This is a genomic window from Cupriavidus sp. AU9028 (assembly GCF_019795295.1).
GTDB lineage: Bacteria > Pseudomonadota > Gammaproteobacteria > Burkholderiales > Burkholderiaceae > Cupriavidus.
The window spans coordinates 1-20,502 of sequence record NZ_JAIMCG010000012.1; the positions used below are offsets into that span (position 1 = coordinate 1).

General features: G+C 68.8%; 18 protein-coding genes. 15 read left to right on the forward strand and 3 right to left on the reverse strand.

Annotation, left to right across the window (positions count from 1 at the left end; translation table 11 throughout):
• Window positions 1–189 precede the first annotated feature (189 nt).
• Window positions 190–3,156, reverse strand: coding sequence for a phosphoenolpyruvate carboxylase (gene ppc / locus K6V06_RS13905; protein ID WP_222244328.1), 2,967 nt, complete (start codon window positions 3,154–3,156; stop codon window positions 190–192).
• 152 nt (window positions 3,157–3,308) lie between these two features.
• Between ppc and hemC the strand changes: the two genes are divergently transcribed.
• Genes hemC through K6V06_RS13920 form a run of 3 tightly spaced genes read left to right on the forward strand, consistent with a single transcriptional unit; the run spans window position 3,309 to window position 7,672 of the window.
• Window positions 3,309–4,349 (forward strand): hydroxymethylbilane synthase, encoded by a 1,041-nt coding sequence (gene hemC / locus K6V06_RS13910; protein ID WP_222244329.1) that lies wholly within the window; start codon window positions 3,309–3,311, stop codon window positions 4,347–4,349.
• An 8-nt stretch (window positions 4,350–4,357) separates the two neighbouring features.
• Window positions 4,358–6,472, forward strand: coding sequence for a fused uroporphyrinogen-III synthase HemD/membrane protein HemX (hemDX, locus tag K6V06_RS13915; protein WP_222244330.1), 2,115 nt, complete (start codon window positions 4,358–4,360; stop codon window positions 6,470–6,472).
• A 3-nt stretch (window positions 6,473–6,475) separates the two neighbouring features.
• Entirely contained in the window at window positions 6,476–7,672 is a 1,197-nt protein-coding gene (locus tag K6V06_RS13920) for a heme biosynthesis HemY N-terminal domain-containing protein (protein WP_222244331.1), read from the forward strand.
• A 21-nt stretch (window positions 7,673–7,693) separates the two neighbouring features.
• Here K6V06_RS13920 and K6V06_RS13925 read toward each other — a convergent pair whose 3' ends face one another.
• Window positions 7,694–9,283 carry a deoxyribodipyrimidine photo-lyase gene (locus tag K6V06_RS13925; RefSeq protein WP_222244332.1) on the reverse strand — a complete coding sequence of 530 codons (1,590 nt, stop codon included), beginning with the start codon at window positions 9,281–9,283 and terminating at the stop codon, window positions 7,694–7,696.
• Window positions 9,284–9,406: 123 nt separating this feature from the next.
• Here K6V06_RS13925 and K6V06_RS13930 point away from each other — a divergent pair, with 123 nt between their 5' ends.
• From K6V06_RS13930 to K6V06_RS13960, 7 genes are all read left to right on the forward strand, one after another.
• Entirely contained in the window at window positions 9,407–10,129 is a 723-nt protein-coding gene (locus K6V06_RS13930; RefSeq protein ID WP_222244333.1) for a pseudouridine synthase, read from the forward strand.
• A gap of 146 nt (window positions 10,130–10,275) precedes the next feature.
• Complete coding sequence (locus tag K6V06_RS13935) at window positions 10,276–10,848, forward strand: YqgE/AlgH family protein (RefSeq protein WP_222244334.1); 573 nt, start codon at window positions 10,276–10,278, stop codon at window positions 10,846–10,848.
• Window positions 10,841–11,293 carry a Holliday junction resolvase RuvX gene (gene ruvX, locus K6V06_RS13940; protein ID WP_222244335.1) on the forward strand — a complete coding sequence of 151 codons (453 nt, stop codon included), beginning with the start codon at window positions 10,841–10,843 and terminating at the stop codon, window positions 11,291–11,293. The genes K6V06_RS13935 and ruvX overlap by 8 nt, the downstream gene beginning before the upstream one ends.
• Window positions 11,290–11,841 carry a bifunctional pyr operon transcriptional regulator/uracil phosphoribosyltransferase PyrR gene (gene pyrR / locus K6V06_RS13945; RefSeq protein ID WP_222244336.1) on the forward strand — a complete coding sequence of 184 codons (552 nt, stop codon included), beginning with the start codon at window positions 11,290–11,292 and terminating at the stop codon, window positions 11,839–11,841. Before ruvX ends, pyrR begins: the two co-directional genes overlap by 4 nt.
• A 120-nt stretch (window positions 11,842–11,961) precedes the next feature.
• Complete coding sequence (locus tag K6V06_RS13950; protein ID WP_222244338.1) at window positions 11,962–12,933, forward strand: aspartate carbamoyltransferase catalytic subunit; 972 nt, start codon at window positions 11,962–11,964, stop codon at window positions 12,931–12,933.
• Window positions 12,934–12,991: 58 nt separating this feature from the next.
• On the forward strand, window positions 12,992–14,266 hold the full coding sequence (locus K6V06_RS13955; RefSeq protein ID WP_222244339.1) for a dihydroorotase: 1,275 nt from the start codon (window positions 12,992–12,994) through the stop codon (window positions 14,264–14,266).
• A 50-nt stretch (window positions 14,267–14,316) separates the two neighbouring features.
• The gene (locus tag K6V06_RS13960; protein WP_222244340.1) at window positions 14,317–15,168 is read left to right on the forward strand and encodes a 1-acyl-sn-glycerol-3-phosphate acyltransferase; all 852 of its coding nucleotides are present in this window, start codon (window positions 14,317–14,319) and stop codon (window positions 15,166–15,168) included.
• A 15-nt stretch (window positions 15,169–15,183) separates the two neighbouring features.
• Here the strand turns inward: K6V06_RS13960 and K6V06_RS13965 are convergent, their stop codons facing one another.
• A complete protein-coding gene (locus K6V06_RS13965) occupies window positions 15,184–16,029 on the reverse strand; it encodes a symmetrical bis(5'-nucleosyl)-tetraphosphatase (protein ID WP_222244341.1) in 846 nt (281 codons plus the stop codon).
• Between the two features lie 231 nt (window positions 16,030–16,260).
• On the opposite strand from K6V06_RS13965, the gene rfbB reads away from it, so the two are divergent.
• Genes rfbB through K6V06_RS13990 form a run of 5 tightly spaced genes read left to right on the forward strand, consistent with a single transcriptional unit; the run spans window position 16,261 to window position 20,500 of the window.
• On the forward strand, window positions 16,261–17,325 hold the full coding sequence (gene rfbB, locus K6V06_RS13970) for a dTDP-glucose 4,6-dehydratase (RefSeq protein ID WP_222244342.1): 1,065 nt from the start codon (window positions 16,261–16,263) through the stop codon (window positions 17,323–17,325).
• The gene (gene rfbD, locus K6V06_RS13975; protein WP_222244343.1) at window positions 17,315–18,256 is read left to right on the forward strand and encodes a dTDP-4-dehydrorhamnose reductase; all 942 of its coding nucleotides are present in this window, start codon (window positions 17,315–17,317) and stop codon (window positions 18,254–18,256) included. Before rfbB ends, rfbD begins: the two co-directional genes overlap by 11 nt.
• Window positions 18,241–19,119 (forward strand): glucose-1-phosphate thymidylyltransferase RfbA, encoded by an 879-nt coding sequence (gene rfbA / locus K6V06_RS13980; RefSeq protein WP_222244344.1) that lies wholly within the window; start codon window positions 18,241–18,243, stop codon window positions 19,117–19,119. The genes rfbD and rfbA overlap by 16 nt, the downstream gene beginning before the upstream one ends.
• Before the next feature lie 5 nt (window positions 19,120–19,124).
• Window positions 19,125–19,697 (forward strand): dTDP-4-dehydrorhamnose 3,5-epimerase, encoded by a 573-nt coding sequence (rfbC, locus tag K6V06_RS13985; protein ID WP_222244554.1) that lies wholly within the window; start codon window positions 19,125–19,127, stop codon window positions 19,695–19,697.
• Window positions 19,694–20,500, forward strand: coding sequence for a glycosyltransferase (locus tag K6V06_RS13990; RefSeq protein ID WP_255581853.1), 807 nt, complete (start codon window positions 19,694–19,696; stop codon window positions 20,498–20,500). Before rfbC ends, K6V06_RS13990 begins: the two co-directional genes overlap by 4 nt.
• Window positions 20,501–20,502: the final 2 nt, after the last annotated feature.

The window sequence follows — 20,502 nt, forward strand, 5'->3', positions numbered from 1 at the left end:
TACATCGTTGGCTTCTATAACCCGGTACGGCTGCACTCCACACTGGACTACCAGTCACCACAGCACTACGAGGACAAGTTCCACCAGACCACCTAAACACCTGTCTGAAAAAACTTGACCACTACAGCTCCCTCTCCCGCCCTGCGGGAGAGGGGCCGGGGGAGAGGGCAATGCACCACCCCCTTCAAATCACCCCGTATTGCGCAACCCCGCCGCAATCCCGTTGATGGTCAGATGGATCCCCCGCCGTACCCGCACGTCGTCTCCCTCCTTGCCTGCCCGGTAGCGCTTGAGCAGTTCCACCTGCAGGTGATTGAGCGGATCGAGATAGGCAAAGCGGTTCTTGATGGAGCGCGCCAGCAGCGGGTTGTCGGCGAGCCGCTCCTGCTTGCCGCTGACCAGCGCCAGCATGTCGCAGGTCAGGTGCCATTCGGCGCTGATGCGGGCGAACACCGTGCGGCGCAGCGTGGCGTCCTCGCACAGCTGCGCATAGCGCGAGGCCACCGCCAGATCGGTCTTGGCCAGCACCATGTCCATGTTGGACAGCAGCGTGGAGAAGAATGGCCAGGTCTTGACCATGCGCCGCAGCGTGGCGACCAGCGCCTTGCGCGCCTTGTCGTCGCCGGCCTCGTCCAGCAGCGCGCGCACCGCGCTGCCGAAGCCGAACCAGCCGGGCAGCAACAGGCGGCATTGTCCCCACGAGAAGCCCCATGGAATCGCCCGCAGATCCTCGATGCGCCGCTGCGACTTGTCCATCAGCTTGCGCGAGGCCGGGCGGGAACCGATGTTCAGGTCGGCGATCTCGGTGATCGGCGTGGTGGCGAAGAAGTAATCGGCAAAGCCGGGCGTCTCGTAGACCAGATCGCGATAGGCGCGCAGCGCATGGTTGGACAGCCGGGTCATGATCGCCTCGAACGCCTCCAGGTCTCTGGGCGCGTTCTGCGTCGGCAGCAGCGAGGCTTCCAGCGTGGCGGCGATCACCGTCTCCAGATTGCGGCGGCCGATCTCGGCATTGCCGAACTTGCTGTTGATGATCTCGCCCTGCTCGGTCAGGCGGATCTGTCCGTTGACGGTGCCCGGCGGCTGGGACAGGATGGCCTGGTAGGTGGGCCCGCCCCCGCGCCCGACCGTGCCGCCCCGGCCATGGAACAGGCGCAGCCGCACGCGGCGGCGCTCGAACAGCCGTACCAGGGCCAGCTCGGCGTTGTACAGCTCCCAGTTCGAGGTCAGGAAGCCGCCGTCCTTGTTGGAGTCGGAATAGCCGAGCATCACTTCCTGCTCGCCGCCATGGTGCGCCAGTACCGCATCGAAGCCGGGCAGGTCCAGCAGCGCTTCCATGATGCCGGCGGCATTGCGCAAGTCCTCGATGGTCTCGAACAGCGGAATCACCATCAGCTCCATCCGCGCCGGATTGCGCGGATCGCCCAGCGCGCCGCGCAGCAGGCCCGCCTCCTTTTGCAGCAGCATCACCTCGACCAGATCCGACAGCGTCTCGGTATGCGAGATGATGTAGTTGCGCGTGACGCGATGGCCCAGGCGCGCGCGCAGCTCGCGCGCCGCGGCGAGGATGCGCAGCTCGCCCCGGGTCTGCTCGGAATACTCGTGGAAGGGCAGCGTCAGCAGACGCGGCTGGCGCAGTTCGTTCAGCAGCAGTTCCAGCTTGCCTTGCTCGGGCAGCGCCGCATAGTCGGCCTCGACCCCTGCGGCGGCGAACAGCTCGGCGATCACGGCCTCGTGGACATCCGACACCTGGCGCATGTCGATCGACGCGAGGTGAAAGCCGAAGATCTCGATGGCGCGGCGCAGCCCGTCGACGCGCGCCTGTGCCAGCGCTTCGCCGTGATGGGCGCGCAGCGAATCGACCACGACGCGGATGTCGGCGCCGAAGGATTCGGCATCCGGATACGGCGGCGCGTCCGCCACCGCGTGGCGCGTGGCGGCCTGACCCGTCAGCGCCTTGCAGGTGGCGGCGAGCCGCGCATAGACGCCGATCAGCGCGCGACGGTAGGGCTCGTCCTCGCGATGCTCGGATTTGTCGGGCGACCGCTCGGCCAGCGCCAGCAGCTCGGGGCTGGCCTGCACCATCAGCGAGGACATCGACAGCTCGGCCCCCAGCGCATGGACCTCGTCCAGATACCACTCCAGGATCAGCCGGGCCTGGCTGCAGGCGGCGTAATCCAGCGTCTGCGCGGTGACGTTGGGGTTGCCATCGCGGTCGCCGCCGATCCAGGTGCCCATCTGGAAGAACGGCGGCAGCGGCGCCCGCGTGGCGGTGCCGCGCCGGCCGGCGGGGAACACCGCCGCGATGTCCTCTTCCAGTTCGCGCATCAGCCGGGGAATGCCCTGCAGGAACGTGGTGCGATAGTAGGACAGCGCGTTCTCGATCTCGTCGACGACCATCAGCCGCTTGTTGCGCAGCATGCGGGTCTGCCACAGCGTGGTGACGCGGGCGCGCAGCTGCGCGGTGTTGTGCTCGCGCTCGCGCGGGGTCATCGGCTGGTCGCGCTCGGCGAGCAGCCGCGCGATCTCGCGCTGCGCATCGAGGATGCTCTTGCGCTGGACTTCGGTGGGGTGCGCCGTCAGCACCGGCATGATCAGTGCCTCGTCGAGGAACTTGCGCAGCGCCTTGCCGGTGACGCCGGCCGCGTCGATCGCTTCCAGCGCGCGCGCCAGGCTGCCCGGCTGCGGCGGCGAGCCGGCCAGCGCGTGGATGCGCCGGCGGCGGTTGTGATGCTGGTCCTCGGCGATATTGGCCAGATGCGAGAAGTAGCTGAACGCCCGCACCACCTGATTGGTCTGGTCGCGCGACAGGCGCTTGAGCAGCCGGTCCAGCTCGGCGGCCGCGGCGCGGTCGTTCTCGCGCCGGAAGCGCACCGCGGTCTGCCGGATCGTCTCGACCAGGTCGAACGCCGCCTGCCCTTCCTGCTCGCGCAGCACGTCGCCCAGCAGGCGGCCGAGGAAGCGGATGTCCTCGCGCAGCGGCAGGTCCTTGTCGGCGGCGCCACGCCGCGGCGGCTGGGCGGGCACCACTTCCAGATGGGAAGCGCGCCGCCGCTTGCCGGCGGTCGGCTCGGGGGCGGCCCCGGCGGTGGTGGCATCGTCCTTGGCGGCGGCGCGAGAGCGTCGGGCGCCGGAGGGGGCGTCGGGCGGGTTCATCGGTGCTCCTCTCTTTCTATGGTTCCAGTAATTCGATTGAATCTGGCTATTGCAGCCTCTGGGGGCGAACCGTGGCACTGCTGCTGTGCGCAAGGGCGGGCGGCCAGGCCTGGCAGCCGGGACGGACAGGGCTGCGTGCTACCATTCGCCGCATGCAAGCTTCCGTTTCGACCGCATCCCGGCTCGACGCCGGGTCGCCTTCCTCGCCGCAGGCGCCCCACCGTCTGGTGATCGCCTCCCGCGAAAGCCGGCTCGCTCTGTGGCAAGCCGAACATGTCCGTGCTGCGTTGCAACAGTACTACCCCGAATGCGATGTGTCCATTCTGGGAATGACCACCCGCGGCGACCAGATCCTGGACCGGACGCTGTCCAAGGTCGGCGGCAAGGGGCTCTTCGTCAAGGAGCTGGAAGTCGCGATGGAAGAGGGTCGGGCGGACCTCGCGGTGCATTCGCTCAAGGACGTGCCGATGGAGCTGCCGCCCGGCTTTGCGCTCACTGCGGTGATGGAGCGCGAGGACCCGCGCGACGCGCTGGTTTCCAATACCTTCGATTCGCTGGACGCCATGCCGCCAGGCACGGTGGTCGGCACCTCCAGCCTGCGGCGCGAGGCGGCGCTGCGCGCGCGCTATCCGCACCTGATCGTGCGCCCCCTGCGCGGCAATCTCGATACCCGTCTGGCCAAGCTGGATCGCGGCGAATACGGCGCGATCATTCTCGCTGCCGCCGGTCTGAAGCGACTGGGCCTGGGCGCACGCATCCGCGCCTTGCTCGATGTCGGCATTTCGCTGCCCGCCGCGGGGCAGGGCGCGCTGGGCATCGAGATCCGCAGCGCCCGTCCCGAGCTGGAAGCGTGGCTGGCGCCACTGAACCATGGCCCGACCCGCCTTGCCGTCAGCGCCGAGCGCGCGGTGTCGCGCCAGCTGGCCGGCTCCTGCCAGGTCCCGCTGGCCGCGCACGCACGCTGGGACGGCGCGACGCTGCGCCTGGAGGCCTTCGTCGCGCTGCCTGACGGCTCGCGCGCCGTGTACGGCGCCGCCGCTGCCGAGGTGACCGGCATTGCCCAGGCCGAGGCGCTGGGCCGGGCCGTGGCCACCCAGTTGCTCGACCAGGGCGCGGGCGAGGTGCTGGCCGCGCTGGCCGACGCGCAGGCCGTACCCGGCGCGGACGCCGAGGCAGCCCCGGGCGCCGGCTGAGGCACGCCATGCTGCGCCCGACCGTCGTTGTCACACGACCTGCCGGGCAGTCCCGGCAACTGATCGACGCCCTGCAGGCCGCCGGTCTGGACGTGCTCAGCTTTCCGCTGCTGGCAATCGGCCCGGCCACCGATGACGGGCCGCTGCGCGCCGCGCTCGGCGAGCTCGAGCGTTTCGCGCTGGTGGTCTTCGTCAGTCCCAACGCCATCGCCTATGCGCTGGACGCGCTCGCTTCCCAACAGGGCGTGCTCGATCCAGCCTGGCCCATCTCGGTGCCCGTCGCCGTGGTCGGACCGGCCAGCGTCGCCGCGCTCGCAGCGCGCGGCATTGCCGCGCCGACCCACCGGGTGATATCGCCGCTCGATCCCGCCGCCGCGCCCGCCGCCAATGACGTCGACCCTCGCTTCGATTCGGAGGCGCTCTGGGCCCGGCTCGATCCCGCCGAGCTGCGCGGCCGTTCGGTGCTGATCGTGCGCGGCAATGGCGGGCGCGACTGGCTGGCCGAGCGGTTGCGGGAGGCCGGCGCGACCGTGGTGGCGGTGCAGGCGTATCGCCGCGACCTGCCGGAACCTGGCGCCATGCAGTGGCAGGCCGTGCGCGAAAGCCTCGCCGACGGCGCGGCGCCGCATGCCTGGCTGCTGACCAGTTCCGAAGCGGTACGCAATCTCGACACGTTGGCCGGGCAACATCTTTCCCCGGACGAGGTGCAGCGGCTGCGGCAGGTGCAGTGCATCGCCGCCCATGCGAGAATCGCCGAGCAGGCCGACGCGCTCGGCTTCCGGCGCATTGGCGCGGCGTCGCCGGGCGACGACGGCCTGCTGCAGGCGTGCCTTGCGTGGGCGCGCGAACGAGGCTGGCAGCCTGCGGCGCCAACGCCTGCGGAGCCGGCGGCGCCCGCTGCCGCCGCGCAGGCGTCCCCGCCCGATCCATCCCATTCATCCACGTCAACGAAGGCCGATCGCGTGACGCAACAGAACTCCAATTCCACCGCCCCGCCGAACACCGCGCAAACCGATGCCCGCGCCCGGACCAATGGCGCTGCAACACCCGCTACCGCCACCGCGGGCAAGGGTCGCGGCGCGATCGCCTGGCTGCTGCTGGTCATCGTGTTGCTGGCGGGGGGCGCCGCATTCTGGTGGCTGCAGCAGCGGGTGGACCGGTTGACCGAGGAACTCGCCCGGCGCCAGCAGAGCAACGACTCGCTGGTGCAGGAGTCGCGCGTGCTGACGCGCGAGGCGCAGTCGACCATCAAGGAGATGCAGGCCAAGGTGGGCGCGCTGGAAGCGCGCATCGACGACACTCGCGACAAGCAGGCCACGCTGGAGCAGGTCTACCAGGACCTGATGCGCAACCGCGACGACTGGGAACTGGCCGAGATCCAGCAGCTGCTGACCAACGCCGGCCAGCAGCTGCAGCTGACGGGCAACGTACAGGTCGCGCTGTCTGCGCTGCAGAGCGCCGACGTGCGCCTGGCCCGCTCCGACAAGCCGGAGACCAACGAACTGCGCCGCGCCATCGCCCGCGATATCGCCAGCATGAAGGCCGTGCCCGAAATGGATCTGACCGGCGCGGCCATCAAGCTGGACGAAGCGATCAACCAGATCGATGCGCTGCCGCTGCTGTCCGGCGAACGGATGCTGGAGCGCGGCGATGCCGCAGCGCCGGCTTCGGCGGCCGCCGCTCCGGATGCCGCGGCGGCATCGGCGCCAGAGGCGGCACCGGGCGGCGGCTCGCGGATCGCGGCCGCCGGCGAGCGGCTGGCTCGCTGGGCAGAGGGGCTGTGGGCGACCGTGCGTGACGAGCTGGCGCAGGTGATCCGCGTGCGCCGCGTCGACAATACCGACGCGCTGCTGATGAGCGGCGACCAGGGCTGGTTCCTGCGCGAGAACATCAAGCTGCGCCTGCTCAATGCCCGCCTCGCGCTGCTTTCGCGTAACGAGACGGTGTTCCGCAACGATCTTGCCGGGGCGCAGGACATGATCGCCCGCTACTTCGACGGCAATTCGCGCCGCGTGCAGACCGTGCAGACGTTGCTGAAGCAGGCGCAGGCCGGTGCGGTGTCGGTCCAGCTGCCGACCATGGCCGAAAGCCTCGGTGCCTTGCGTGCCCTGAAGAAGGAGTAGGGCATGCGATTCCTGTTCTGGGTAGTGGTGCTGTGCGCCGGCGCCGTGGGGCTGGCGCTGTTTACGCAGTTCAATCAGAGCAACGTGGTGCTGTTCTATCCGCCGTACCGCGTGGAGCTATCGCTCAATCTGGCGCTGGCGCTGCTGTTGCTGCTGTTCTTCGTCGCCTGGACCGTGCTGTCCGCGATCCGCCATCTGTCGGAGATGCCCGGGCGTGCCGCCGCCTATCGCGAGCGCAACCGCATGCTGAAGGCCCAGGCCGCGCTGCGCGAATCGATCGAGAACCTGTTCGCCGGCCGCTTTGCCCGCGCCGAGCGCGCCGCCCGCGAAGCCCAGGCGTGGCGCGAGCAGGCGCAGACCGCGGCGCTGATCGGCGCGCGCGCCGCCGACCAGATGCAGGAGGCCGAACGGCGCGACGCGTGGCTTGCCCAGGTCGACGCACCGGAGCGCGAGCAGGCGCGGCTGGTGTCGCTGGCCGAAATGCAGGTCGATGCGCGCGATGCCGAAGGGGCGCTGGCCACCATCGCCCAGCTGCAATCGCAGGGCGCGCGCCAGATCCACGTGCAGCGCATCGCGCTGCGGGCCCAGCAGCATCTGAAGAACTGGAACGAAGTGCTGCGGCTGGCCCGCTCGCTCGAAAAGCGCAACGCGCTGCATCCTGTGCTGGCGCTGCGGCTCAAGCAGATGGCCTGCGAGGCGCTGCTGGAAGAGCGCCGCCACGATCCCGAGGCGCTGCAGGACTTCTGGCGCTCGTTGTCCGCCGATGAGCGCCGTGCCGCCCGCATCGCCGAACCGGCGGCGCGCTACTTCTCCCAGCTGGGCCGCCAGCAGGAGGCGCGCCGCATCGTCGAGGACGCGCTCAAGTCCAACTGGGACAGCCGGCTGGTGCTGCGCTATGCCGACTGCGCCGAGCCTGGGCGCGCGCTGCCGCAGATCCAGCAGGCCGAGCAATGGCTGGCGCAGCATCCGAACGACGCCGAGCTGCATTTCACGCTGGGCTCGCTGTGCCTGGGCGAACAGCTGTGGGGCAAGGCGCAGGCCAACTTCGAGCGCGCGCTCAAGTACGCCGATGGCGACGAAGCCGAGCAGCGCCGGCTGCGCGTGCGGGCGCATCTGGCGCTGGCCCGCCTCTACGAGCATACCGACCGCCCGCAGGATGCACAGCGCCACTACCGGGAGAGCGCGCTGCTGGCGGCGTAAGCGCGGGCGCGGGCCGGCGCGTCAGTCCGCCGGCTCGTCGTCAGGTCCGTCCTGCTCGTCCTGTCCGTCCCGCGCCTGCAGCGCGCGCAGCGCATTGCGGCTGTCGCGCACCGCCGCGTAGCGCGACAGCGTTTCCTGCCGCGCCACGTCGTGCTGTACCAGCGGCACTGGGTAGTCCCGTCCCAGCGCGATGCCCGCCTTCGCCAGCACGGCGGCCGGCGCGGTCCAGGGCGCGTGGATGTATTTGTCCGGCAGTCCCTGCAGCGCAGGCAGGTAGCGCCGGATGAAGCCGCCCTCGGCATCGAAGCGCTTCGACTGGGTGACCGGGTTGAAGATGCGGAACCATGGCTGCGCATCGCATCCGGTCGAGGCCGCCCACTGCCAGTTGCCATTGTTGGCGGCCAGGTCGTAGTCGTTGAGCCGGTCGGCGAACCATTGCTCGCCCCAGCGCCAGTCGACGCCCAGGTCCTTGACCAGGAAGCTGGCGCTGACCATGCGCAGCCGGTTGTGCATATAGCCGCTGGTGCGCAGCTGGATCATCGCGGCGTCGACCAGCGGGTAGCCGGTGCGCCCCTCGCACCAGGCATCGAAGTAGGCGCGTGCGGGTTCGCCCTGGAGAAAGCGCAGGCCGTCGAACGCGGGCTGCCAGGCATGCCCCTGCGCCGCGCGCGGATGGTGGTGCAGCACCATGAAGAAGAAATCGCGCCAGATCAGCTCGCCCAGCCAGGTTGCGGCCCCTTGCGCGCCAGTGCCGCCGGCCAGCATCGCCGCGTGCGCCGCGCGCGCCAGGGTGCGGACCGAGACGGTGCCGAAGCGCAGATGAACCGACAGATAGCTCGGGCCGCGCGCCGCCGGGAAGTCGCGCAGCCGTGCATAGTCGGGCAGGCGTTCAAGGAAATCGTCCAGCAGCGCCTGCCCGCCGTCGCTGCCGGTGGGCAAGGGCAGCGTCGGCAGATCGGTCGCGGCGAAGCCGAGCGCGTCCAGCGTCGGCAGGGGGCGTTGCCGCTCGGGCGGTATCGCCGCCAGGGCACCGAGGTAGGGCTGCACCGGGTAGGGCCGCAGATCGAAGGGCTCCAGCGTGCGCAGCCAGGCGGCCTTGTACGGCGAGAACACCGCGAAGGGCTTGCCCTGGCCGTTGAGGATCTCGTCGCGCTCGAAAATCACCTGGTCCTTGAAGCTGAGCCATAGCCGTGCATCGCCGGCCAGGGCCTGGGCGACCGCATCGTCGCGGGCAACCGCGGCCGGCTCGTAGTCATGATTGGCGAATACCGCTTCGACATCGAGCTCGCGCGCCAGCGCCGGCACCGCCTCGACCGCGCGGCCCTGCAGGACGATCAGGCCGCCGCCGGCGGCGCGCAACGCCGCATCGAGCGAGGCCAGCGAGCGCAGGATGAACTCGACTCGCCGGTCCGCGCGCAGTCCGCGCGCCAGCAGCGGATCGAGGATGTCCCGGTCGAATACGAACACGCACCAGACCTGCTCGCCGTGGCGCAGGGCATAATGCAGCGCCGCGTGATCGTCCAGGCGAAGATCACGGCGGAACCAGACCAGCGCCCTCGAAAAACGGCGGCCGATCCGATAGGGTTTGCGGAAGGACGGGGATGAAGGCATCGATGGCGCCGAAAGGACAAGGCATGGGCGGCGCGCCCGGCTGAGCCAGAAACGCCGCTACCGTACCATACGGTCCGCCGCCCGATCCCGGTCCGGCAGACCCCTCGCATCACAGCAATCGACATGAAAAGCAAGCTCCCCACCCTGCAACGCATCCTGCAAGCCGAAGGCTTCGGCACGCGCCGCTACTGCGGCGATCTCGTCGAGGCCGGCCTGGTCGAGGTGGAGGGCCAGCCGTGCGACGATCCGGATGCGACCTTCGTCCACCAGGGCCTGCGGCTGACCGTCGACGGCGAGCCGTGGGTCTGTCACGAGAAGGTCTATCTGATGCTGCACAAGCCGGTCGGCTACGAGTGCTCGCAGCGGCCGCTCCACCACCAGAGCGTGTATTCGTTGCTGCCGCACCAGTTGCGCGAGCGCGGCGTGCAGGCGGTCGGGCGGCTGGACCAGGACACCACCGGACTGCTGCTGCTGTCCGACGACGGGCAGTTCATCCATGCCCAGACCTCGCCACGGCGCAAGGTGCCGAAGATCTATGAGGTCACCACGGCAGACCCCGTCACCGAAGCGCAGGCGCAGGCGCTGCGCACCGGCGTGCAGCTGGATGACGAGCCGGCCCCGCTGGCCGCGGTCGCCTGCGAGATCACCGGCGAACGGGCCCTGCTGCTGACACTGGCCGAGGGGAAATACCATCAGGTCAAGCGGATGGTGGCGGCGGCCGGCAATCATGTCGCGGCCCTGCACCGCAGCCGCATCGGTGGGCTGCCGCTCGATCCCGAACTGGAACCGGGGGAGTGGAAGTGGCTGGAGGCACACGATCTGGAGGCGTTGAAGTCAGCCGCGTGAGGATCGCGCGCTGAATCGCACTCTCTCGCCTCGCAGACGCCCTTGATCGGCATATTGCGCGATCCATTCAACATCATGTATCGCTTCGTTCACTTTCTGCTGAATCTTTTCCGGAAAGCCCGGGCCGATTTGATAAAATGCAGCGCATGGCGACGCCCGCAGCTTCCATCAATCTGACGAATCAGTTCCTGATCGCCATGCCGGGCATGGCGGATCCGACCTTTGCGGGGGCGGTCGTCTATATCTGCGAGCACAACGAGCGCGGCGCGCTCGGGCTGGTGATCAACCGCCCGATCGATATCGACATGGCCACGCTGTTCGACAAGATCGATCTGAAGCTCGAAATCCAGCCCGTGGCCCAGCAGCCGGTGTACTTCGGCGGCCCGGTGCAGACCGAGCGCGGCTTCGTGCTGCACGATCCGGTCGGCGTCTATGTGTCGTCGCTGGCGGTGCCGGGCGGTCTGGAAATGACCACGTCCAAGGATGTGCTCGAGGCGGTCGCCAATGGCAGCGGGCCGCACCGCTTCCTGCTCACGCTCGGCTATGCCGGCTGGGGTGCGGGCCAGCTGGAGGAAGAGCTCAGCCGCAACGGCTGGCTCAATGTCCAGGCCGATCCCGAAATCGTCTTCAGCGTACCCCCGGAGGGGCGCTTCGCCGCGGCCGTCGGGCTGCTGGGCATCGACGTCGCCATGCTGTCCGGCGAGGCCGGACATGCCTGATCCTGGCGCGGCTTCGCCGCGCGAGCAGGGCCCGGCGACGGCAGCGCCCACCGACGGCACCGTGCTGGCCTTCGACTATGGCGAGCGCAAGATCGGCGTCGCGCTGGGCAACTTCGTCACCCGGCAGGCCCGGCCGCTGACCATCCTTCCCAATGTCACCGTGGACGGTCGCTTTCGCGACGTCGGCGCATTGATCGCCGAGTGGGCGCCGGTGCACCTGGTCGTCGGCCTGCCGCTGGACAAGGAGGGCGGTGAGCAGCCGGTCACCAGACTGGCGCGCCGCTTCAGCAATCAGCTCAACGGCCGCTTCGGCCTGCCCGTCACGCTGGTGGACGAGCGCTACAGTTCGCGCCTGGCGCAGATGGCCGGCGGCAAGCCCGGGCAACTCGATGACGAGGCCGCCCGCATCATCCTGCAACAGTTCTTCGACCAACTTCCGCTATGACCGTGACCGACCTTCCCGACGCCGAGGCGCTGTACGCCGCCCTGCGCCAGCATGTGCAACGGATGCTGCCCGCCCAGGGCGATCCGGCACGCGCGCAATGGTCGATCGCCGGCATCCATTCCGGCGGCGCCTGGATCGCCGAGCGCCTCGCCGCCGACCTGGGACTGCCCGAGCACGGCGTGGTCAATGTGGCGTTCCATCGCGACGACTATGCGAAAAAGGGTCTGCACAGCCAGGCCCAACCCACCACGCTGCCGTTTTCCGTGCAGGATCGCTGCGTGCTGCTGATCGACGACGTGCTGGCCACCGGGCGCACCATCCGCGCCGCGGTCAACGAACTGTTCGATTACGGCCGTCCGGCCCGTATCGCGCTGGCCACCCTGGTCGACCGCGGCGGCCGCGAACTGCCGGTGGCCGCCGATTTCGCCGCCGCCACCCTCGCGCTGCCGGCGGGCACCACGCTGGTGCTGTCGCGAGAGGGGGAGGGCGCGGCGACGCGCTTTGCCTTTTCGACCGAAGCCACGGCGATGCCGGCCACGACGCGCTGAGCGGGCATGGGCGCAGAAGGAATCCCCCCGGGGATGCCCGCGCCTCGTGCCTGCCCGCGAGCCAGTTACCAGACCAGACACTCCACGCAAACCCGCCTGACCGCCAAGCCGTACCCGCCCATGACCAAGACGTTCCGCAACCCGCAGCTCACCAGGAACGGCGAGCTCAAGCACCTGCTGTCGATCGAAGGCCTGTCGCGCGACATGATCACGCACATCCTCGATACCGCCAGCCAGTTCGTCTCGCTGTCCGATTCGGACCGCGACGTGAAGAAGGTGCCGCTGCTGCGCGGCAAGAGCGTGTTCAACCTGTTCTTCGAGAATTCCACGCGCACCCGCACGACCTTCGAGATCGCGGCCAAGCGGCTGTCGGCGGACGTGCTGAACCTGAACATCAACGCGTCGTCGACCAGCAAGGGCGAGTCGCTGCTGGACACCATCAACAACCTGTCGGCCATGTCGGCCGACATGTTCGTGGTGCGTCATGCCAGCTCGGGCGCGCCGTACCTGATCGCCGAGCACGTCGCGCCGCACGTGCACGTGATCAACGCCGGCGACGGCCGTCATGCCCACCCGACCCAGGGTCTGCTGGACATGTACACCATCCGGCATTTCAAGCGCGATTTCACCCAGCTGACGGTGGCCATCGTCGGCGACATCCTGCATTCGCGGGTGGCGCGCTCGGATATTCACGCGCTGACCACGCTCGGCGTGCCGGAGCTGCGCGCGATCGGCCCGCGCACGCTGCTGCCTTCGGGGCTCGAGCAGATGGGTGTCCGCGTCTTCCACAACATGGAAGAGGGCCTGAAGGGCGTGGACGTCATCATCATGCTGCGGTTGCAGAACGAGCGGATGAGCGGGGCGCTGCTGCCCTCGGCGCAGGAGTACTTCAAGGCGTTCGGCCTGACCCCGGAGCGCCTGGCGCTGGCCGCGCCAGACGCCATCGTGATGCACCCGGGGCCGATGAACCGTGGCGTCGAGATCGACTCCGCGGTCGCCGACGGCCCCCAGTCGGTGATCCTGAACCAGGTCACCTTCGGCATTGCGGTGCGCATGGCGGTGATGGGCATCGTCGCCGGCAACAACGACTGAGCATCGACCCAGCGCCGAGCCCACGAACACCAGGCGCACGAACACCAAGCGACACGATATGAAATTGCACATCCAGGGTGGCCGCCTGATCGATCCGGCCGCCAATCTCGACGCGACTCGTGACCTCTTCATCGCCGACGGCAAGGTGGCCGCGATCGGCGATGCCCCGGCCGGTTTCCAGGCCGACAAGGTCATCGACGCCAACGGGCTGGTGGTCTGCCCGGGCCTGGTCGAGCTGTCCGCGCGCCTGCGGGAGCCGGGCTACGAATACAAGGCGACGCTGGAGTCGGAACTGGCTGCCGCCAGCGCGGGCGGCGTCACCAGCCTGGCCTGTCCGCCGGACACCGACCCGGTGCTCGACGAGCCGGGGCTGGTCGAGATGCTGAAGTACCGCGCCCAGACGCTGAACCAGGCGCATGTCTATCCACTGGGCGCGTTGACGCTGGGCCTGAAGGGCGAGGTGCTGACCGAGATGTCGCAGCTGACCGAAGCCGGCTGCGTCGGCTTCTCCCAGGCGGAGCAGCCGATACGCGACACCAAGGTGCTGCTGCGCGCGATGCAATATGCGCAGACCTTCGGCTTCACCGTCTACCTGCGTCCCGAGGACCCGTTCCTGGGCGGCGGCGTCGCGGCCAGCGGCGCGGTGGCGTCGCGGCTGGGGCTGTCGGGCGTGTCGGTGATCGCCGAGACGGTGCGGCTGCACACCATCTTCGAATTGATTCGCTCCACCGGCGCGCGCGTGCATCTGTGCCGGCTCTCGTCCGCCGCGGGCATCGAACTGGTGCGGCAGGCGCGGCGCGAAGGGCTGCCGGTGACCTGTGACGTCAATATCCACCACGTCGCGCTGACCGACATGGACATCGGCTACTTCAACTCGCAGATGCGTTTCACGCCGCCGCTGCGCAGCGGACGCGACCGGGATGCCATCGTCGCCGGCCTGGCCGATGGCACCATCGACGCGCTGTGTTCGGACCATACCCCGGTGGACGAGGACGAGAAGCTGCTGCCGTTCGCGGAGGCGACCCCGGGCGCCACCGGGCTGGAGCTGCTGCTGCCGCTGACGCTGCGCTGGGCCACCGAACACAAGGTGCCGCTGGTCAAGGCGCTGGCGCGAATCACCAGCGAGCCGGCCCGCGTGCTCGGCCGCCCCGCGGGCACGCTGGCGGTCGGCGCGGCCGCCGACGTTTGCGTGTTCGATCCGTCGCAGGCGTGGAAGGTCGAGCCACGCACCCTCAAGAGCCAGGGCAAGAACTCGCCGTGGCTCGGCTACGAGATGCAGGGCAAGGTGCGCGCCACGCTGGTCGGCGGCAACCTGGTCTACCAGGCGCAGTGAACGCCGGCCCTGCATCCGGAGTGGCGCCGGCACGGCCACGCGGCACCGCCATGCTGCGGTGGCGCAAGCTGCTGCTCGTGCTGCACCTGTTGCGCGGCGTGCTCACCTGCGCCTTGCTCTTCCCGTGGCTCGGCGTTCCCGCCCGCAACACGCATATCCGGCGCTGGTCGCGCCGGCTTCTGCGGCTATGCGGCGTCGAGGTGCAGTGCATCGGCGAGCCGCCGGCGCAAGGGCAGGGGGTGATGCTGGTGGCCAACCACATCTCGTGGCTGGATATCTTCGTCATCCACAGCTGCCAGCCGGCCCGCTTCGTCGCCAAGTCCGAGATCCGGCGCTGGCCGGTGGTCGGCTGGCTGTGCGAGAAGACCGGCACGCTGTTCATCGAGCGCGGCCGCAAGCGCGACGCCCACCGGGTGCTGCACGACCTGGTCGCCTGCATGCGGCACGGCGACCAGGTCTGCGTGTTTCCCGAGGGCACCACCAGCGACGGCCTGACCGTGCTGCCGTTCCACGCCAACCTGATGCAGGCGCCGGTCGCCGGCGATCTGCCGGTGCTGCCGCTCGGCCTGCGGTATCGCGATGCCGCCAGCGGCGCAGTCACGGTTGCGCCGGCCTACATCGGCGAGATGAGCCTGCTCGACAGCCTGGACGTGATTCTCAAGGCGCCGCCGATTCGCGCGGAACTGGCCTTCGGGCCGCGCATCGATACGCGCGGTTTCGGTCGTCGGTCCCTGGCCGAGCTGGCGCGTGACACCGTGGTCTGCCTGTGCGAGGGCCGCGGCGACGAGGCCCGTCAGCTGGTCAACGACGCGCAGGCGCGCCAGCGCAGCGAACCGGTGGCCGAAGCGGCCGCAGCGGCCCCTGCCACGCCTTCCTCGCCGTCCAGCGTCGCCCCGGCCTGACGGGCCCACGCCAGGTCAGGCCGAGGGGTCCCGCCAGGCGGGGCACTCGACCTGGATCACCTCCCGCTCCGACAGCTGCGGCGCCAGCCGCGCGGCCGTCAGTTTGCCGCCCCAGACGCAGCCGGTATCGAGCGCCATCAGGTCCGGCCGCATCACCAGCCCCAGGGTCGACCAGTGCCCGCACACCACCGTGGTATCGGCGGTGCGCCGGCCGGGAACGTTGAACCATGGCATGAAGCCGGCCGGCGCGCTGCCCGCGCCCTCCTTGGTCTTGAAGTCCATCACTCCCTCGGCGGTGCAGAAGCGCAGCCGGGTCAGGGCGTTGACCACGACCCGGTGCCGCTCGATGCCGCGCAGTCCGTCGTGCCAGCGGTCGGCCTTGTTGCCGAAGACGTCGGCCAGGAACCCCTTCCATCCCGGTCCGCGCAGTTCTCGCTCCACTTCCGCGGCCAGTTCGAGGGTCTGGTCGACATCCCACTGCGGCAGCACCCCGGCATGGACGATCAGGAAGCCGTTCTCGACCAGCGCCAGCGGACGGTGCCTTAACCAATCGAGCAGATCGTCGCAATCAGCCGAATGGAGCAACGCATCGAGCGTGTCAGACTGGCCCGGATAGCGCACTTTGGCGGCAACGGCTAATAAATGAATATCGTGATTTCCAAGCACGGATTCGGCGCGCGCGCCCATTTCGCGGACGCGCCGCAGCGTCTGCGCGGAGGCCGGCCCGCGGTTAACCAGGTCGCCGACAAAGCGCAGACCGGCTGACGCCGGGATTTTGGCCGCGAGCTGCTCCAGGGAGGCGGCGCAGCCCTGGAGATCGCCAATTGCATAGGGGAGATGAGGAGTGACGGGTGCGCTCATGAATGGCGAGGCGTGCACGAAAAGGGGGCTTTGAAGTTTTTTAATAACTATTTTTACGCCGGTTACAACACGCTACAAAAAGTTCAAAGCCGGCCGTAGTGACGTGTACCGGGTCGGATAGAATACGGCCACTCCAACCTTTTGGAAACGTTCGCCCATGATCGGGAATCGACTGGGCCGGTAGAGTATTGTCCCGCACTTCAGGGCGAATAAGAGCAGGGGGAAGCTGATTTGTCGCAAATTATAGTTACCGGGGGCGCGGGTTTTATCGGCGCCAATTTCGTCATGGAATGGCTTAGCGACCCCAATGCCGATCCGGTAGTAAATGTCGACAAACTGACCTACGCGGGCAATCTGCGCAGCCTTGCCCCCTTGCAGGACGATCCGCGGCACCGCTTCGTGCGCGCCGACATTGCTGACGGCCAGGCCATGGCCGAGCTGCTCGCCCGGCACCGGCCGCGCGCCGTGGTGCACTTTGCCGCCGAAAGCCATGTCGACCGCTCGATCGACGGACCCGCCGCCTTCGTCCAGACCAACATCGTCGGCACGTTTGCGCTGCTCGAGGCGGTGCGGGCCTACTGGTCGGCGCTGGAGGGCGAGGCGCGCCAGGCCTTTCGCTTCCTGCATGTCTCTACCGACGAGGTGTACGGCACCCTCGGGCCGCAGGATCCCAAGTTCAGTGAAACCACGCCTTATGCACCCAACAGTCCGTATGCCGCCTCAAAGGCCGCCTCGGACCACCTGGTGCGTGCGTGGCACCACACCTACGGCCTGCCCACAGTCACGACCAACTGCTCGAACAACTACGGGCCCTGCCAGTTCCCCGAGAAGCTGATCCCGCTGATGATCCTGCGGGCGCTGGCAGGCGAGCCGCTGCCAGTCTACGGCGATGGCCTGAATGTGAGGGACTGGCTTTTCGTCCACGATCATTGTGCCGCCGTTCGCGAGGTGCTGGCCCGAGGCCGTATCGGCGAGACGTACAACGTCGGCGGCTGCAACGAGATGCGCAACATCGATGTGGTTCACGCCATCTGCGACCTGCTGGACGAGCTGCGTCCCCGGGCGCAGGGTTCGTATCGCGAGCAGATCCGCTTCGTCACCGACCGTCCCGGCCACGACCGGCGCTATGCCATCGACGCCGGCAAGATGGCCGGCGAACTGGGCTGGCAGCCCGCCGAGACCTTCGCCACCGGACTGCGCAAGACCGTGCGATGGTATCTGGACAACGCGGAATGGGTGCGCGAGGTGACCTCGGGGGAATATCGCAACTGGGTGAGCCGCCACTATGCCAGCTGATGCCGGCCTGACTCCCTCGATCCTGATTACCGGCGCCCGCGGACAGGTGGGCTTCGAGCTATGCCGCAGCCTGGCGCCGCTGGGCCGCGTCGTTGCGGTCGACCGGTCCCGCTGCGATCTGGCCCGGCCCGAGCAGGTCCGCCAGCTGGTGCGGGAGGTGCGTCCCGACGTCATTGTCAATGCGGCCGCCTATACGGCGGTGGATCGTGCGGAGGACGATGCGACGCTCGCCTTCGCCGTCAATCGGGACGGTCCGGCGCTGCTCGCGGAGGAAGCGGCCCGCGCCGGCATCCTGCTGGTGCACTATTCGACCGACTATGTGTTCGACGGCGCCAAGGACTCGCCTTATGTGGAGGAGGACCGGCCGGCGCCGCTGTCCGTCTACGGCCACAGCAAGCTGGCCGGCGAGCAGGCGGTGCTGGGCAGTGCCGCTTCGGCCCTGGTCCTGCGCACCAGCTGGGTTGCCGGCAGCCATGGCGGCAATTTCGCACGGACCATGCTGGCCCTGGCGCGGCAACGCGACACGCTGCGCGTGGTGGCGGACCAGATCGGCGCGCCGACCATGGCCGCGTTGCTGGCCGATGTCACCGCGCAGATCGTCGCGCGCCACTGGCTGCACGGCGACCGCGCGGCATTCGCCGGCGGCCTGTATCACGTGACCGCGGCGGGCGAAACCAGCTGGCACGGCTACGCCTGCGAGGTGCTGCGCCTGGCGGCGCAGCGCGGCGTGGCGCTGCAGGCCATGCCGGAGGCGGTCGAACCGATCCCGACATCGGCCTATCCGCGGCCCGCACGGCGGCCGGCGAATTCCCGGCTCGATACCGCGAAGCTGCGCCGGACCTTCGGCATCCACCTGCCCGACTGGCGCAGCGGTGTTGCGCAGTTGCTCGACCAGATTCTCGACGGGGAGCCGGCATGCGCAAAGGCATAATCCTGGCCGGCGGCTCCGGCACCCGGCTCTACCCGATCACGCGCTCGGTCTCGAAGCAGCTGCTGCCGGTCTACGACAAGCCGATGATCTATTACCCGCTGTCCACGCTGATGCTGGCGGGCATGCGGGACATCCTGATCATCTCGACGCCGCAGGACACCCCGCGCTTCGCCGAGATGCTGGGCGATGGCAGCCAGTGGGGCGTCAACCTGCAATACGCGGTACAGCCCTCGCCGGACGGGCTGGCGCAGGCGTTCATCATCGGGCGCGACTTCGTCGGCGGGCAGCCCAGCGCGCTGATTCTGGGCGACAACATCTTCCACGGCCACGATCTGGTCGGCATGCTCGAGCGGGCCAACGCCACCGAGAACTGCGCCACCGTGTTCGCCTATCACGTGCAGGATCCGGAGCGTTATGGCGTGGTCGAATTCGGCGACGACGGCCGTGCCGTGTCGCTGGAGGAGAAGCCGGCGCGCCCGCGGTCCAGCTATGCGGTGACCGGGCTCTATTTCTACGACCGTCAGGTCTGCGACATCGCGGCGCAAATGCGGCCGTCGCCTCGGGGCGAGCTGGAAATCACCGATGTCAACAACCGCTATCTGCAGCAGAAACAGCTGCGGGTCGAAGTGATGGGCCGCGGTTACGCGTGGCTCGATACCGGCACGCACGACTCCCTGCTCGAAGCGTCCAGCTTCATCGCCACGCTGCAGAAGCGGCAAGGGCTGATGGTGGCATGTCCGGAGGAGGTCGCCTTCCGCAACGGCTGGATCGACGCCCAGCAGGTCGAGGCGCTGGCGGCAGCCCTGCCGAACAACGGCTATGGGCGCTATCTGCATCGAATCCTGACCGAGGCCGTGCTATGACGAAGGTGCGTCTGCAGGTCACCCCCACCCGCCTGCCCGAGGTGCTGGTGCTGGAGCCCGCGGTGCATGAGGATGCGCGCGGGTTCTTCTTCGAGAGCTTCAACGCGCGCGACTTCGCCGAAGCGATCGGGCGGGACGTAACGTTCGTGCAGGACAACCACTCTCGCTCGATGCCCAATGTGCTGCGCGGCCTGCACTATCAGCTGCGGCATCCGCAGGGCAAGCTGGTGCGCGCCATTGCCGGAGAGATCTTCGACGTCGCGGTGGATCTGCGCCGCGCTTCGCCTCGCTTCGGCCAGTGGGCAGGCGTCCGACTGTCGGCGCAGAACCACCGGCAGTTGTGGGTGCCGGAAGGCTTCGCCCACGGCTTCCTGGTGGTGGGACAGCAGCCGGCGGAAGTCCTCTACAAGACCACCGACTTCTGGGTCGCGGGCGACGAGCGCGCCGTGGTCTGGGACGATGCGGATATCGGCGTGGCATGGCCGCTGGCCGGTCCCCCCTTGCTGTCCGACAAGGATGCCCGGGCGGTGGCGCTGCGCGACGCCCAGGTGTACGACGCGCCGACGGGAGGACGATGATGCAGATCCTGTCCGGTACCGCTGCGGCCTCGGCCGGCGAGCGCGACGCCATCACCGTGTCGATCGTCAGCCATGGACAGATGGCGCTGATGACGCCGCTGCTTGCGCAGCTGCAGCGCCTGTCGGCACGCATCCCGCTCCATCTGGTGGTGACGCTGAACCTGCCCGAAGCGGTGCCGGCGATCGAGCAGACACCGCGCTTCCGGCTGACCTGGTTGCGCAACGATCGACCGCTGGGCTTTGGCGCCAATCACAACCGTGCGTTTGCGCACTGTCGTACCGCCTGTTTCTGTGTGCTAAATCCCGACGTGAGGCTGGAGGCAGGCAGCCTGGCGATCCTCGCCGACGTGGTCGCCCGGCGCCCCGGCGTGGCGGGTCCGCGGGTCGTGTCGCCGCGCGGCACCGTGGAGGACAGCGCGCGTCATGTGCCGTCGGTGTGGCGCCTGCTGCGGCGATGGGCGAGTGGGCGTTTCGAGGCGGAATACCCGACCGACCAGTCCGAGCAGCAGGTGGACTGGATCGCCGGCATGTGCATGGTCTTCGACAGCGCAAGCTTTGCTCGCGTCGGCGGGTTCGACGAGACCTTCTGGTTGTATTGCGAGGATGTCGATCTCTGCCTGCGCATGCATCTGGCCGGCCTGCGGGTCACCTGGGTGCAGGACGCCGTCGTGGTACACGATGCCCAGCGCGCCAGCCGTCGCCGCTGGCGCTATCTGGCATGGCATGTGGAAAGCCTCATCAGGCTGCTTTGTTCGCCGACCTACTGGCGCTTCCGCATGAAGACAAGACAGGCGTGCCAGTAACC

Bases quoted from the DNA above. Each gene is read 5' to 3' on its own strand.
- ppc (WP_222244328.1), bottom strand. From the start codon at position 3,156: ATGAACCCGCCCGACGCCCCCTCCGGCGCCCGACGCTCTCGCGCCGCC.
- hemC (WP_222244329.1), top strand. From the start codon at position 3,309: ATGCAAGCTTCCGTTTCGACCGCATCCCGGCTCGACGCCGGGTCGCCT.
- hemDX (WP_222244330.1), top strand. From the start codon at position 4,358: ATGCTGCGCCCGACCGTCGTTGTCACACGACCTGCCGGGCAGTCCCGG.
- K6V06_RS13920 (WP_222244331.1), top strand. From the start codon at position 6,476: ATGCGATTCCTGTTCTGGGTAGTGGTGCTGTGCGCCGGCGCCGTGGGG.
- K6V06_RS13925 (WP_222244332.1), bottom strand. From the start codon at position 9,283: ATGCCTTCATCCCCGTCCTTCCGCAAACCCTATCGGATCGGCCGCCGT.
- K6V06_RS13930 (WP_222244333.1), top strand. From the start codon at position 9,407: ATGAAAAGCAAGCTCCCCACCCTGCAACGCATCCTGCAAGCCGAAGGC.
- K6V06_RS13935 (WP_222244334.1), top strand. From the start codon at position 10,276: ATGGCGACGCCCGCAGCTTCCATCAATCTGACGAATCAGTTCCTGATC.
- ruvX (WP_222244335.1), top strand. From the start codon at position 10,841: ATGCCTGATCCTGGCGCGGCTTCGCCGCGCGAGCAGGGCCCGGCGACG.
- pyrR (WP_222244336.1), top strand. From the start codon at position 11,290: ATGACCGTGACCGACCTTCCCGACGCCGAGGCGCTGTACGCCGCCCTG.
- K6V06_RS13950 (WP_222244338.1), top strand. From the start codon at position 11,962: ATGACCAAGACGTTCCGCAACCCGCAGCTCACCAGGAACGGCGAGCTC.
- K6V06_RS13955 (WP_222244339.1), top strand. From the start codon at position 12,992: ATGAAATTGCACATCCAGGGTGGCCGCCTGATCGATCCGGCCGCCAAT.
- K6V06_RS13960 (WP_222244340.1), top strand. From the start codon at position 14,317: ATGCTGCGGTGGCGCAAGCTGCTGCTCGTGCTGCACCTGTTGCGCGGC.
- K6V06_RS13965 (WP_222244341.1), bottom strand. From the start codon at position 16,029: ATGAGCGCACCCGTCACTCCTCATCTCCCCTATGCAATTGGCGATCTC.
- rfbD (WP_222244343.1), top strand. From the start codon at position 17,315: ATGCCAGCTGATGCCGGCCTGACTCCCTCGATCCTGATTACCGGCGCC.
- rfbA (WP_222244344.1), top strand. From the start codon at position 18,241: ATGCGCAAAGGCATAATCCTGGCCGGCGGCTCCGGCACCCGGCTCTAC.
- K6V06_RS13990 (WP_255581853.1), top strand. From the start codon at position 19,694: ATGATGCAGATCCTGTCCGGTACCGCTGCGGCCTCGGCCGGCGAGCGC.